The 12,341-nt window shown below is 72.5% G+C and carries 13 protein-coding genes; 8 read left to right on the top strand and 5 right to left on the bottom strand.

Going from position 1 to position 12,341, the window contains the following annotated elements:
- The first annotated feature begins 127 nt into the window (after positions 1–127).
- A complete protein-coding gene (locus FXF65_RS26885) occupies positions 128–1,834 on the top strand; it encodes a bifunctional lysylphosphatidylglycerol flippase/synthetase MprF (RefSeq protein WP_148352804.1) in 1,707 nt (568 codons plus the stop codon).
- A 75-nt stretch (positions 1,835–1,909) separates the two neighbouring features.
- Here FXF65_RS26885 and FXF65_RS26890 read toward each other — a convergent pair whose 3' ends face one another.
- Complete coding sequence (locus tag FXF65_RS26890) at positions 1,910–2,662, bottom strand: SDR family NAD(P)-dependent oxidoreductase (RefSeq protein ID WP_148352805.1); 753 nt, start codon at positions 2,660–2,662, stop codon at positions 1,910–1,912.
- A 57-nt stretch (positions 2,663–2,719) separates the two neighbouring features.
- Here FXF65_RS26890 and FXF65_RS26895 point away from each other — a divergent pair, with 57 nt between their 5' ends.
- From FXF65_RS26895 to FXF65_RS26905, 3 genes are all read left to right on the top strand, one after another.
- Positions 2,720–3,391 carry an endonuclease V gene (locus FXF65_RS26895; RefSeq protein WP_148352806.1) on the top strand — a complete coding sequence of 224 codons (672 nt, stop codon included), beginning with the start codon at positions 2,720–2,722 and terminating at the stop codon, positions 3,389–3,391.
- A gap of 108 nt (positions 3,392–3,499) precedes the next feature.
- The gene (locus FXF65_RS26900; RefSeq protein ID WP_246199124.1) at positions 3,500–4,126 is read left to right on the top strand and encodes a TetR/AcrR family transcriptional regulator; all 627 of its coding nucleotides are present in this window, start codon (positions 3,500–3,502) and stop codon (positions 4,124–4,126) included.
- 72 nt (positions 4,127–4,198) lie between these two features.
- Positions 4,199–4,960, top strand: coding sequence for a glucose 1-dehydrogenase (locus FXF65_RS26905; protein ID WP_148352807.1), 762 nt, complete (start codon positions 4,199–4,201; stop codon positions 4,958–4,960).
- Here FXF65_RS26905 and FXF65_RS26910 read toward each other — a convergent pair.
- Positions 4,941–6,341 carry an amidase gene (locus FXF65_RS26910; RefSeq protein ID WP_148353010.1) on the bottom strand — a complete coding sequence of 467 codons (1,401 nt, stop codon included), beginning with the start codon at positions 6,339–6,341 and terminating at the stop codon, positions 4,941–4,943. The two genes, FXF65_RS26905 and FXF65_RS26910, sit on opposite strands and share 20 nt — an antisense overlap.
- Positions 6,342–6,412: 71 nt before the next feature.
- Here FXF65_RS26910 and FXF65_RS26915 point away from each other — a divergent pair, with 71 nt between their 5' ends.
- From FXF65_RS26915 to FXF65_RS26925, 3 genes are all read left to right on the top strand, one after another.
- A complete protein-coding gene (locus FXF65_RS26915; protein WP_148352808.1) occupies positions 6,413–6,967 on the top strand; it encodes a TetR/AcrR family transcriptional regulator in 555 nt (184 codons plus the stop codon).
- 933 nt (positions 6,968–7,900) lie between these two features.
- Complete coding sequence (locus tag FXF65_RS26920; protein WP_148352809.1) at positions 7,901–8,380, top strand: SH3 domain-containing protein; 480 nt, start codon at positions 7,901–7,903, stop codon at positions 8,378–8,380.
- A gap of 61 nt (positions 8,381–8,441) precedes the next feature.
- Complete coding sequence (locus FXF65_RS26925; RefSeq protein ID WP_148352810.1) at positions 8,442–8,939, top strand: DinB family protein; 498 nt, start codon at positions 8,442–8,444, stop codon at positions 8,937–8,939.
- Positions 8,940–8,951: 12 nt separating this feature from the next.
- Here the strand turns inward: FXF65_RS26925 and FXF65_RS26930 are convergent, their stop codons facing one another.
- The gene (locus FXF65_RS26930) at positions 8,952–10,301 is read right to left on the bottom strand and encodes a sensor histidine kinase (protein ID WP_148352811.1); all 1,350 of its coding nucleotides are present in this window, start codon (positions 10,299–10,301) and stop codon (positions 8,952–8,954) included.
- Positions 10,298–10,984: a response regulator transcription factor gene (locus FXF65_RS26935; RefSeq protein WP_187412522.1), complete on the bottom strand. Its 687-nt coding sequence runs from the start codon at positions 10,982–10,984 to the stop codon at positions 10,298–10,300. The genes FXF65_RS26930 and FXF65_RS26935 overlap by 4 nt, the downstream gene beginning before the upstream one ends.
- 27 nt (positions 10,985–11,011) lie before the next feature.
- Here FXF65_RS26935 and FXF65_RS26940 point away from each other — a divergent pair, with 27 nt between their 5' ends.
- The gene (locus FXF65_RS26940) at positions 11,012–11,524 is read left to right on the top strand and encodes a hypothetical protein (RefSeq protein WP_148352812.1); all 513 of its coding nucleotides are present in this window, start codon (positions 11,012–11,014) and stop codon (positions 11,522–11,524) included.
- 16 nt (positions 11,525–11,540) lie between these two features.
- Here FXF65_RS26940 and FXF65_RS26945 read toward each other — a convergent pair whose 3' ends face one another.
- On the bottom strand, positions 11,541–12,176 hold the full coding sequence (locus FXF65_RS26945) for a PaaI family thioesterase (RefSeq protein ID WP_148352813.1): 636 nt from the start codon (positions 12,174–12,176) through the stop codon (positions 11,541–11,543).
- Positions 12,177–12,341 lie beyond the last annotated feature (165 nt).

Below are 12,341 nucleotides of genomic sequence, written 5' to 3' on the forward strand. Positions count from 1 at the left end.
GAACGGCCCCGACGTGGGAAGGGATCCCTTCCCGGGTGCTCCCCGGCTCGCCCGAACCGCCGTAATCTGAAGTGTGCGGACATGATCAACGTCCGGTCCGGGGAATGAGTTCCTAAGGATCTTGGTTGTGAGCCCAGCGGAGGTGTCCTTCGTGCAAGGCGAATCATCCTGGGGGGACGATCCCTCACTTCCGGCACGGCCGGGACAGGCCGCCGACGCGGCACGGCCGGTGTGGCCGCTCGCCGCCGTCACGCTGGCCGTCGCCGCGCTGGTCGTCGTCCCGGCGGCGACCGTGTCGCCCGAGTGGCTCGGGCCGGTGTCCCGGCTGGTCACCGGCAGCCCGCTGCTCCCGGCGCACGCCATGGCGCTCGGCCTCGCGCTGCTGCTGGTCGCGCGCGGCGTCCTGCTGCGCCGCCGCGCCGCCTGGTACGGGCTGGTCCTGCTGGTGCTGCTCGGCCTGCTCGCCGTCCTGACCGGGGAGGACCCGGCCTGGCGGCTGCCGCTGCTCGCCGCCGTCATCGGGGGGCTGTGGCTGGAGCGCGGACGGTTCCCGGTGCGGCCGCATCCCGAGCGCGTCCGCACGGCCGTGAAGACCGGGGCGTTCCTGGTGGTCGGCGCGGTCGCCGGGTCGCTCGTCCTCGGCGGCGTGTCGGTCCGGTCGGTCGGGCAGGTCGCGGGCGGGCTCGGCGCGACCGGCGCGCCCATCGACGGCGCGTCGTGGCTGCCCGGCGTCCTCGCGCTCGCGGGCGCGGCCGGGCTGCTCGTCATCGTCATCACGCTGCTCGCGCCCGACCCGGCGCCGCCGCCCGGCGACGAGGCCGAGCGCCGCCGCGTCGCGGGCCTCGTCGCGCACCCCGGCTCCGACACCCTCGCCCCGTTCGCGCTGCGCCGCGACAAGGCGTACGTGTTCAGCCCGGACGGGCGCGCCGCGATCGGCTACCGCGTCCTGTTCGGGCTGGCGGTGGCGGGCGGCGACCCGGTCGGGGACCCCGGCTCGCACGCCGCCGCCGTCCGCGCGTTCCTCGCGCTGTGCCGGACGACCGGCTGGCGTCCCGCCGTGCTCGGCGCGAGCGACGGCCTGCTCCCGGTGTGGGGACGGTTCCGCTCCATCGGCTTCGGCGACGAGGTCGTGATCCGCCCGGCGGAGTTCACGCTGTCCGGACGGACGATGCGGAACGTCCGGCAGGCGGTGCGGCGGACGGAGAACGCCGGGGTCACGTCCGAGATCGTCCCAGAGCGGGAGCTGGCGCCCGCGCTGCGCGACCGGCTGCTGGACGTCGCGTCCCGATCCCTTGGCGGCGCGGCCGAGCGCGGCTTCTCCATGAACCTGGACGAGCTGCTCACCGGCTACCACCCCGGCGCGCTCGTCGCCATCGCCTACGACCAGGACGCGGAGCCCATCGCGTTCCAGCGCTACGTGACGGCGGGCGAGGGCGTCAGCCTGGACGCGATGCGCCGCGACCCCGACGGGCCCAACGGCGTCAACGAGCGGCTGATCGTTGAAATGGTCGAGTACGCGGGCGAGCGCGGACATGGGGTCGTGTCGCTGAACTTCGCCGCGTTCCGCGAGCTGCTCGACACAGCGGACCGCACGCCCCTGGAGAAGGCGGGCTACCGTGCCCTGCACCTGCTCGACCCGTGGATCGCGGTGGAGTCGCTGTACCTGTTCGACAAGAAGTTCAGGCCGTCCTACAAGCCGCGCAACGTGATGTTCCGGTCGTGGTTCGACATCGCCTGGGTGGCCGCCGCGCTGCTCACGCTGGAGTTCGGCCGGACGCGCCCGGCCCGCCGCGCCGCGGACCCGGCGACCGAGCCCGTCCACCACCTGGGGTGACGCGGAACCTGCCGTCCGGCGACCTGCGCGCCTACCGGCTGACGCAGGCCGCCTCCACGGCCGCTTGCTGAAGGCTCAGTGCATCGTGATGCCGCCGCTGACGGAGATCGTCTGGCCGGTGATGTATTCGGCGCGGTCGGTGCAGAGGAAGGCGACCAGCCCGGCGACGTCGTCCGGACGCCCGATCCGGCGCAGCGGGATCTGCTTGACGAACTTGTCGAGCATCCCGGAGTCGGGGTCGGCGCCGCCGCGGCGGAGCATCGGCGTGTCCGTCGGCCCCGGGCACACGACGTTGGACGTGACGCCGCCGCGCGCCGCCTCCCGCGCCAGCGTCTTCGCGAGCCCGAACAGCCCGGACTTCGTCGCCGCGTAGGCCGCCTCCCCGCCGCCGCCCGCCCGCGCGCCGTCCGAGGAGACGAACACGAGCCGTCCCCAGCCGCGCTCGGTCATGCCGGGCAGCAGCCGGTGCGTGAGCTGCATGGGCGCGCGCAGGTTGACGCGCCACATCAGGTCCCAGTGCGCCGGGTCGCTGGCGGCGAACGGCTCGATGATCGCGACGCCCGCGTTGTGGACGAGCACGTCGACCGGCCCGATCCCGGCGGCGAACGCGTCGACGGCGCCGGTGTCGGCGAGGTCGACGGGGGCCGCGACGCCGCCGAGGGCGTCCGCGACCTCGCGGGCGCCCGCCTCGTCCCGGTCGGCGACGATTACGCGGGCGCCGAGCGCGGCGAGGTCGGCGCAGATCGCGCGTCCCATGCCGCCGGCTCCGCCGGTCACCACCGCCGTGCGGCCGTCGAGTCTCGTCCCGGTCAGGCTGATTCCGTCCATGCGCACCTCCGAATCCCGTTCGATCAATTCCTAACATCCGGCGTAATGTGCGGATTCATGGAGGTGCGCGTTCCGCACGAGTGGCCGTCCGGCGAGTCGGCCGCCGAGGCGATCCAGGACCGGCTGCGCCCGCTGCTCGAACTGGACGCTCCCGGCCCCGCGACGCCCCGCACCGTCGCGGGCCTCGACGTCTCCTACGCGGACGACGGCCGGCTCGCCGCCGCGGTCGTCGTCCTCGACGGGACGACCCTGGACGTCGTCGAGGAGTCGGTCGCCGTCGGGACGGCCGCGTTCCCCTACGTCCCCGGGCTGTTCGCGTTCCGCGAGCTGCCCGCGCTGGTCGACGCGCTGCGCGCCCTCAAGACCGTCCCCGACCTGCTCGTCTGCGACGGGTTCGGCGTCGCGCACCCGCGCCGGTTCGGGCTCGCGTGCCACCTCGGCGTGCTGACCGGCCTGCCCTGCGTCGGCGTGGGCAAGACCGCCTTCGTCGGCACGTACGCGCCGCCCGGCCCGCGGCGCGGCGACGCCACCCCGCTCGTGGACGGCGGCGAGGTCGTCGGCCGCGTCCTCCGCACGCAGGACGGCGTGAAGCCGGTGTTCGTGTCGGTCGGCCACCGCACCGACCTCGACACGGCGTGCCGCAACGTCCTCGCCCTGTCGCCCCGGTACCGGCTGCCGGAGACGACCCGCAGGGCGGACCGTCTGTCGCGCGACGCCCTCACCTCATGACGGCGGACCGGTGGCGCGGCGGCGGGTGGCGCGGAGTTGCGGAAAATGGCAACCTCGTCTGCAAGTAGACGGTGACAACCCCAGGTCATCCGCGACACCCGCTGGACGGTGCCCTTGGACACCCGGCCGATGCGGGCCGACGCCCGCCGCAACTACGAACGACTGATCACGACGGCCCGCACCGCGTTCATGGAGCACGGCACGGGCGCGTCCCTCGACGACATCGCGAAGCGTGCCGGAGTCGGCTCCGGCACGCTCTACCGCCACTTCCCCACCAGGGACGCCCTGCTGCACGCCGTCCTGCGCGACCGGATCGACGCGCTGCTCGCCCACGCCGACGAGCTCCTCGCCGAGCCCGCGCCCGCGCCCGTTCCGGAGGCCGCGCCCGATCCGGAGGCCGAGGCGCTCGACGCCGAGGCCGCGCTCGGCCGCTGGCTGCGCACCTACCTGACCGGCGCGGCCACCCCGCGCGGCACCGCCACGGTGATCATCGAGGCGATGTCGGCGGAGTGGGCGCACACCGGGCTCGGCGCCGCCGCCGCCGCGATCTGCGACGCGCTCGGCCGGCTGCTGGACCGGGCGCAGCGCGCGGGCGCCATCCGTCCCGAGGTCGGCCCGCGCGACCTGCTGCGGATCACCAACGCGATCGGCGTCGCCGCCGAGCGCACCTCCGACCCGGCCGCGTACTCCGACCGGATGCTGGCGCTGCTCTTCGACGGCCTGCGCACCGGCTAGGCTTGTTCGTTTGACCAAGCGTTCGCTAGGTTAACGGTCGTACGGGCGCGCGGCACGGCACGAGGAGCGTTGATGGGGCGGCTGGACGGCAAGGTTGCGCTGATCACCGGTGGTGCGCGCGGGATGGGCAAGTCCCACGTCCGCCGGTTCCTGGACGAGGGCGCCAAGGTGGTGTTCGGCGACGTCCTGACGGACGAGGGCGCCGAACTCGCCGCCGACCTGGGGCCCAATGCTCGGTTCATCGCCATGGACGTGACGCGCGAGGACGACTGGTCCGCCGCCGTCGAGACCGCGACCTCCGCCTTCGGGCGGCTGGACGTCCTCGTCAACAACGCGGGAATCATCCGGCACAAGACCATCGAGGAGATGTCCGTCGACGAATTCCGCCGGGTCGTCGACGTGAACCTGCTCGGACAATGGCTCGGGGTGAAGTCCGTCATCGCGCCGATGCGGGAGGCGGGCGGCGGATCGATCGTCAACGTGTCCTCGACGGAGGGCTTCATCGGCGCGTCCGGCCTCTCCGCCTACAGCGCCAGCAAGTTCGGGGTCCGCGGCCTCACCAAGGCCGCCGCCCGCGAACTCGGCCAGTACGGGATCCGGGTGAACTCCATTCATCCCGGCGGCGTCCTGACTCCCCTCTCCCTCCAGGAGGACGTCGTCGCCGCCACCGCGGACAGCGCCGACGCCTTCCTGAAAGCCCTTCCGCTCGGCCGGATGGGAAAGTCGAAAGAGGTCTCGGGGCTCGTCGTCTACCTGGCGTCGGACGACTCGTCCTACTGCACGGGCAGCGAGGTCCTCGTCGACGGCGGAATGCTCACCGGAGCGGGCTACTGAGTTCGCGCGGGCGCCGTTCGGCCCAGCCCTCGGCCGACTCCAACTGGGCGGCGAGCGAGATCAGCGTCGCCTCGTCGGAGTCGTGCCCGAGAAGCTGCGCCCCGATCGGCAATCCCGCTTCGGTGAATCCCGCGGGGACGTTCACTCCCGGCCAGCCGAGGACGTTCCACGTCCACGCATAGGGGCACGCGGCGGCGACCCCGGACTGCGTCTCCCGGTACCCCTTCCCGTCGAAGGCGCCCACTTTCAGCGGCGGCTGTGCGGTCGTCGGCGTCAGCACTACGTCTGCGACCTGGAAGATCCGCCCGACCTTTCTCCTCAGATAGGGGTCCAAGCGTTTCGCCAAGGGCAGCAGCCGTTTGCCGACCGTGCGCCCGATCCGCGCTTCGACCTCCGTCCGCCGCTCCGGACGCGCCCCCGGAATGGAATCGAGCCACTCAGCGACCCCGACCGTGCCACGAGGAATGAGCCCGAGCCCCACCAACCCATAATCGGGATCGGCGGGGAAGACCTTGTGCCCGAGCCCGGTCAACCTCCGCGCCACCCGCTCAACAGCAGCCCGGATCTCCGGGTCGAGTTTCCCGCTGACCCCGAACGCCGTCCGAAACGAAACAGCGACACGCAGCCTCCCCGGCTCCCTCCTAGCCGCCTCCACAAAAGGCGTCACCATCGGATCAAGCCGATGCACGTCCTCGCGATGGCTTCCACTCAACACATCGAGCAGAAGCGCCGCGTCAGCGACATTCCTGGCGAGCGGCCCCCAAACGGTGAGCCCGTTGAACGGATCGGTGTGCGGATGGGCGGAGACCCTCCCCCGCTGCGGCTTGATGCCGACGAGCCCCGTCCACGCCGCCGGAATGCGGATCGACCCGGCCCCGTCCGAACCCACCGCCCCCGCGACCATTCCCGCCGCCACGGCCGCCGCCGACCCACCCGACGACCCGCCCGGCGTGTATTCGGGATTCCACGGATTCCGCGCCGCCCCGAATCCGGGCGACTCGCTGAACGGCCACAGCCCCAGCTCACACGTCGTGGTCTTCCCCACGACGATCGCCCCGGCCGCCCGCAGCTTGCTCACGACCTCCCCGTCATTCACCGCCGGACGATGGTCTCCCGCCACGGCGAACGGCGTCGTCTCCCCCGCCACATCAGTGTCGTCCTTGACAGCAACGGGAACCCCCAACAACGGCAGCCGCTCCCCTTCCGCAAGCCGCCTATCCGCCGCAAGCGCCTCCCGCCGGGCCGCCTCCACCCGCACGACCCGAAACGCGCCAAGCGACTCCTGCCGCCCGATGCTCTCCAGAGACTCCTCGACCAACTCCCGCGCGGACACCTCCCCCCGCGCCAGCGCGTCCGCCTGTCCGGCCAACCCCAGCACCACACCACCACCCGCTATCGTTCGTTCGAACGAACGATACAGAAGGCACCCAAACTGCGGAAGACTGTGCACCGATGAGCGCGCGAGACGAGATCGTCCAGGCCACCCTCCGCCTGATCGGCGAACAGGGCATCGGCGCCGTGACCAACCGCGCCGTGGCCCGCGCCGCCGGCGTCTCCCTGGGCTCCCTCACCTACCATTTCCCGAGCCAGGAAGACCTTCTCCGCGAAGCCCTGCACACCTTCGTGGAAAACGAGATCGCCCGCATCACGGCCCATGTCACGGCCTTCACCGCCATGTCCCCGGCCGACGTCCCCGCCGAGGTGGAAAAGGCCGTGGCCGCCTTCGCCCGCGGCCCGGAACAGATCGCCAACCTGGAACTACACCTGCACGCGGCCCGCGACCCGTCCCTCCGCGAGACCTCGACCCGCTCGGTAGAGGCGTACGACCGCCTGGCCGCGACCATCCTCACCGCCCTGGGCATCCCCGACGCCGAACGCCACGCCCCCGCGGTGGTGGCCCTCCTCTACGGCCTGGCCGTCCGCCGCCTGGCCACCGGCGACACCACCGCCACCGGCACCGCCGACGCCTTCCGCCTGCTCCTCCAAGGCGCCCTCCCCCGACCGTAGAAAGGATTCTGGCCCGCACGGCCCCAGAGCGGGGTACAAGGCCGTGCAGGCCAGAAACCTGTCTCATACAGGAACCTCAGTCGGAACCTCAGCCGACGTTCGCTCTGCTCTCCGCCTGTGCACCTCCGGCCGTGTCTCCGATGTGACACCCAGAACGCTAAGCCGCCCCCCACCCCAAAAGAACCCCCTTAACCCTCACTTAGGGAACCGCTGAGCAACCCTTATTCACGCCCCGTCCGGCACCGTCCGAGGAAGTCGGCCAGGGAGCCGCTCACCTGCGAAAACAAGGGATGGAGGTAACGGGAGCAGTCCGGGCCCGTCCAGCACCGTCGAACCAAACCGACCGGCGCTGGCTCCCGAGATCGGCTCCCGACCCCGCACCGAAGTGGAGCGGACGCCGAAAGAAGCGGCGCGGGCCACTACGGGACCCCAACTGGCGCCCAGATGCCAGGAAATGCGATCCGCGGCATTGATCCGTTGCAACGTCCTCATAGCTGCGAATTTTGAGATCGCGACGCACGCGAGTCGACCCTTGTTGGCTATATATTACAGCCCACAATGAGGTTGCACTGTCTCCGACGTGCGAACGCCGTACTGTGTCCACAATCGGCTATCTCCTTTCGAGCCGCCTGGTCCAGCGCCATTCAGCTCCGCAAACAGGAAGTGGCATTTTCCAGGACATGCTCGCCATATCGTCGCCAGAGCGGACGGAGAACCGCCCGCCTGTGCGGATAGGTCGTTAGGACGTCGATCGCCGGTGATTTCCATCCGGGCGTTCGCTGGGGCGAGATGCGGTCACAAGTCGGGCTCGTGGCTCTCGGGGGCGGGGGGCTTGGGGGTTGCTTCACTAAGAGTCTTCACTACTTAGAGTATTTGCTTGATTACTTTGGGTACTTGGCGGGGTGTAGGTCGGAACACACTGGAGGGGAACAGATGGAGCTAGGTGTCAAGCTCGGTGCGGGGCTGGCGGCCTTCGTGCTGGCCGGGAGCGCGCTGAGTTACGGGGCGGTCGCCGAGGCCGCGGCGCCCCCGCCGCAGCCGGGGCAGGACCAGTCGGCGCAGGCCGCGCCCGGGCCGGCCGAGGAGGGCCAGGGCCCCGGGGCGATCTTCGTCGGGCCCGAGGGCAACGCCCTCGCGCTGCAGCGGATGGTGGACCAGGACGAGCAGCGGGTCCGCCTCTGCCGCGGGACGGTCGTCGTCGAGCGGCTGAACATCCGCAGAGGGCCGGGTCTCAGTTTCGCCGTCGTCGGGCACTACAACCGCGGCACGCACATCACGACGGACTGGGACACCATCCAGCGCCGGGACGGCTACCTGTGGGTGCGGCTCGCCAACAGCACCCACTGGATCGCCGACTACAAGCTCGGCACCGGTAACAACGGCAAGTGGTACGTGCGGTACTCGAACTGCTGAGCGGGCGCCGGGGCCGGCGCGCGGGCGCCGGCCCCGGCCTTCGTTGGTAGCGTCTGCCGGTATGGACGGCGTGCCGTACACCGGCGGCGAGAAGGAGAACCTGAAGTCCAGCCTCGACCGGCACCGCGACGTGGTGCTGTGGAAGCTCGAGGGGCTGGACGAGGAGCGGGTCCGGCGGCCGATGACGCCGTCCGGGACGAACCTGCTCGGTCTGACCAAGCATCTGGCGTCCGTCGAGTACGGGTGGTTCTGCGAGACGTTCGGCCGCGAGTCCGACGCCGTCCCGTACGAGGAGGACGATCCCGACGCCGACATGCGCGCGGAGCCCCACGAGACGACGGCGGACATCGTCGCCTACTACCGGCGCGCGCGGGAGGCGTCCGACCGGACCATCGACGAGCTGGACCTCGACGCCCTCGGCACCTCCTGGCGCGGCGTGACCGTGTCGCTGAGGTGGGTGCTGCTGCACATGATCGAGGAGACGGCTCGGCACGCCGGGCACATGGACATCGTCCGCGAGCTGATCGACAGCGAAACCGGCTACCACCGGGACGTCTAGCCACCCGAACCGCTAGCCGCGGGAGCGGGAGTGGCGGCGGCGGACGAGGCGGCGGGAGCGGCGGGCGGGCGGGAGCCATTTCGTCCGGAACCACATCTGCACCTGCGCGCCGCCGAGGACGCTCCGGTGGATGCGCAGGTAGCCGCCTGTGGACTCGGCGGCGCGGCGCGCGATGTCCAGGCCGAGGCCGGTGGAGCCGCCGCCGCTGCTCCCCCGCTTCAGCGCGGCGTCGGGGTCGGCGATGCCGGGGCCGCCGTCGGCGACGAGGATGCCGGTGACGCCCTGCCCCTGGTGGAGGGTGACGGCGAACCCGGTGCCCTCGGACGTGTGCCGGAAGATGTTGCCGAGCAGGGCGTCCACGGCGGCGGCGAGTTCGGTGCCGGGCAGCGGGAGCGGCGCGGGGCGTTCCGCGCCGATCAGCTCGCAGGAGCGGCCCTCGTCCTCGGCCAGCACCGACCAGAACGCGACGCGGTCGCGCAGCACCTTCGCGGCGTCGCAGCTTCCCCGGCCGGTCGGCCGCCGGACGGTCCGGATGATCTGGTCGACCTCGCGCTCGATGCGGTCGACGGCCTCGCGGGTCTGCTCGGCGACCGGGCCGTCGCCGAGCGCCTCGGCATTGAGACGCAGCGCGGCGAGCGGGGTGCGCAGCCGGTGCGAGAGGTCGGCGGCCATCTCCCGCTCGGCGGCCAGCAGCTGGACGACGTGGTCCGCCATCGCGTTGAACGCGAGCCCCGCCTCGACCAGCTCGGGCGGGCCGTCCGGCTCGATGCGGACGGACAGCTCACCGTCCCCGAACGCGCCCGCCGCCTCCGCCAGCCGCCGGGTGGAGCGGATCATGCGGTTGCCGAGCCGGTCGGCGACGGCGACGGACCCGGCGACGAGCGCGGCGGCGACCGTCGTCATCACGAGCCACGCCTTCCACACGCCGCGGGAGAGGTCGTCGTCGGGCAGGTACACCTCGACGACGGCGGTGCGCCCGGCGTCCAGCGACACGGGTTGGAGGAGCGCGTAGCCGCCGCCGACGCGGGCTGTGTAGGAGCGGCCGCGGCGTCCTGCCTCGGCGATCTGCTCGGGGTCGGCGGAGCCGTCGCCGCGGGCGTCGCGCGGGACGACGCCGCCGTCCGGCATGTGCACGGTCATCCGCCCGGCGGAGCCCGCCTGCGTGCTGGCGACGGCGCGTTCGAGGGCGGGCGGGTCCTCGGTGACGACGAGGACGGGGCCGAGCGCGCTCGCCTGCCGCTCGGCGGTGGTGAGCGCGCGGTCCCGGGCGATCTCCCGGACGGTCAGCGCGAGCGGGATGAGGAACGCCAGCGCGACCATCGAGGTCACGGCCAGCGACACGAGGACGAGCGTCCGCCTCATGGCCGCGGGTCGGGCTCGGCGAGGCGGACCCCGACGCCGCGCACCGTGTGCAGGTAGCGGGGCGCCGCGGCGGTCTCGCCCAGCTTGCGGCGCAGCCAGGACAGGTGGACGTCGATGGTCTGGTCGTCGCCGTACGCCTGCCGCCACACCTCGGCGAGCAGCTCGCGGCGCGCGACGACGCGGCCCGGCCGGGCGGCGAGGTAGGCCAGCAGGTCGAACTCGCGGCGGGTCAGTTCGAGCGGCGCGCCGTCGAGCGTCGCCTCCCGCCGGTCGAGGTCGATGTGCAGCCCGCCGACGCTCAGCTCGGCGGTCGGCCCGGACCGCGCCGACCGGCGCAGCACGGCGGCGAGCCGCGCGCTCAGGTGCTCGATGGAGAACGGCTTGATGAGGTAGTCGTCGGCGCCCGCGTTCAGCAGCCGGACGATCTCGGGCTCGTCGTCGCGGGCGGTCGCGATGATGACCGGCACGTCGGAGATGCCGCGGAGCATCTTCAGCACCTCCGCGCCGTCGAGGTCGGGCAGTCCGAGGTCGAGGACGACGACGTCGGGCGGCGACTGCGTGACCTCGCGCAGCGCGTCCATCGCGGTGCCGACGCTGCGGACGACGTGCGACCGGGCGCTCAGTTCCCTGATCAGGGCGGTCCGGACGTTCGCGTCGTCCTCGACCACCAGAACACTCGCCATGGCGGAACCGTATGCCACCATGTGCCCATGCGTCGCGCGATGTCGTATGTTGCCCCGTGGGCGGGGGTGACGGCGCTCGCGGTCGCGCTCTCGTGGCTCGGGGTGCGCGACGTCGTGCGCGGCGCGGTGTCGGAGCGGTCGGCGCCGCCGCCGATCGCGGGGCCCGTCATCCACTCCAGTCCGGCGACCCCGCCGGGGCCGACGTCGGTCGGGACCCCGACGTCCCGGCCCGGCCCGGTGACCGGCGAGGACGTGGCGCCGCGCCCGTCGAAGCCGACGGTCCGGCCGTCGGAGAAGGCGCCGCCGCCGAAGCCGCCGGACAACGTGCGCAGCTTCGCCACCCGTGGCGGGCGCGCCGCGATGTCGTTCGAGAAGGACCGCGTGCGGCTCGTGTCGGCGACGCCCAACCCGGGCTACGAGACGCGGGTGACGCAGACCGGGGGCTGGCTCCGCGTCGACTTCCTCGACGACAAGCACACGTCATCGGTGGTCGCGTCCTGGTACGAGCATGACCCGACCGTCAAGGTCTACGAGTACTGACGCGCCGTCGGCGGTCTCAGTACTGGGACGTGACGAAGCGCTGCGGCATGACGAACAGGGCGGTGGCCTCGACGGTGACGCGGCCGTCCGGGGCGGCGATCGTCCCGGACGCGAACACCTTGCGGCCCTCCACGCGGCTCGCCTTCGCCTCGGCGAGCAGCGGGACGCCGAGCGGGGTCGGACGCCGGTAGCGCAGCTCCAGGGTCGCGGTCATGCCGGGCGTCCCGGTCGCGGCCGCCGCCATCCCGAGGACCTGGTCGAGCACCATCGCGGACACGCCGCCGTGCACGTACGACGGCGGCCCCTCGTAGACGGGGCCGAGCGTGAACTCGCCCCGGACGATGCCGTCCGAGGTGACCTCCAGCTCGATCGGCGGCGCGAGCGGGTTCAGCGGTCCGGTGACGGGGTTGGCGAGCTGCCGGTCCATGCGGACGCCGTCCGGGGACGCGGCGAACGGCGGGAACTCGCGGCGCTCCGCGCCGAGGCGCGCGGTGAGGGCGGCGACCTCGTCCGCGACGGCGGCCGCCTCGGCGGCGTCCACGCCGGTGAGCACGGCGGCCTCGGTCAGCTCGCGGACGCGCGCGGCGAGCCCGGCCAGCGTCGCGGCCTCTTCCGCGTCGAGCCTGGGCCGTTCGTCCGGCATCGCGTTCATGCACCCCTCCCGTGCGGGACGCCCCCTACGTCCCCCGATGAGTCGAACGCGATTCTAAGATGTGCGGCGGACCGGTCCGAACGCCGGGGTCGATCAAGAGGACGGCCACATGCCCGGCCCGCCCTGATTTGGATAGGTTCTGCATGACTCCCCGACCGCCCCTGG

The sequence above is a fragment of the Actinomadura syzygii genome, from assembly GCF_008085905.1.
Lineage (GTDB): Bacteria > Actinomycetota > Actinomycetes > Streptosporangiales > Streptosporangiaceae > Spirillospora > Spirillospora syzygii.

Coding starts and splice junctions, on each gene's coding strand:
- FXF65_RS26890 (WP_148352805.1), bottom strand. CDS start 2,662: ATGGACGGAATCAGCCTGACCGGGACGAGACTCGACGGCCGCACGGCG.
- FXF65_RS26895 (WP_148352806.1), top strand. CDS start 2,720: ATGGAGGTGCGCGTTCCGCACGAGTGGCCGTCCGGCGAGTCGGCCGCC.
- FXF65_RS26905 (WP_148352807.1), top strand. CDS start 4,199: ATGGGGCGGCTGGACGGCAAGGTTGCGCTGATCACCGGTGGTGCGCGC.
- FXF65_RS26915 (WP_148352808.1), top strand. CDS start 6,413: ATGAGCGCGCGAGACGAGATCGTCCAGGCCACCCTCCGCCTGATCGGC.
- FXF65_RS26920 (WP_148352809.1), top strand. CDS start 7,901: ATGGAGCTAGGTGTCAAGCTCGGTGCGGGGCTGGCGGCCTTCGTGCTG.
- FXF65_RS26925 (WP_148352810.1), top strand. CDS start 8,442: ATGGACGGCGTGCCGTACACCGGCGGCGAGAAGGAGAACCTGAAGTCC.
- FXF65_RS26930 (WP_148352811.1), bottom strand. CDS start 10,301: ATGAGGCGGACGCTCGTCCTCGTGTCGCTGGCCGTGACCTCGATGGTC.
- FXF65_RS26935 (WP_187412522.1), bottom strand. CDS start 10,984: ATGGCGAGTGTTCTGGTGGTCGAGGACGACGCGAACGTCCGGACCGCC.
- FXF65_RS26940 (WP_148352812.1), top strand. CDS start 11,012: ATGCGTCGCGCGATGTCGTATGTTGCCCCGTGGGCGGGGGTGACGGCG.
- FXF65_RS26945 (WP_148352813.1), bottom strand. CDS start 12,176: ATGAACGCGATGCCGGACGAACGGCCCAGGCTCGACGCGGAAGAGGCC.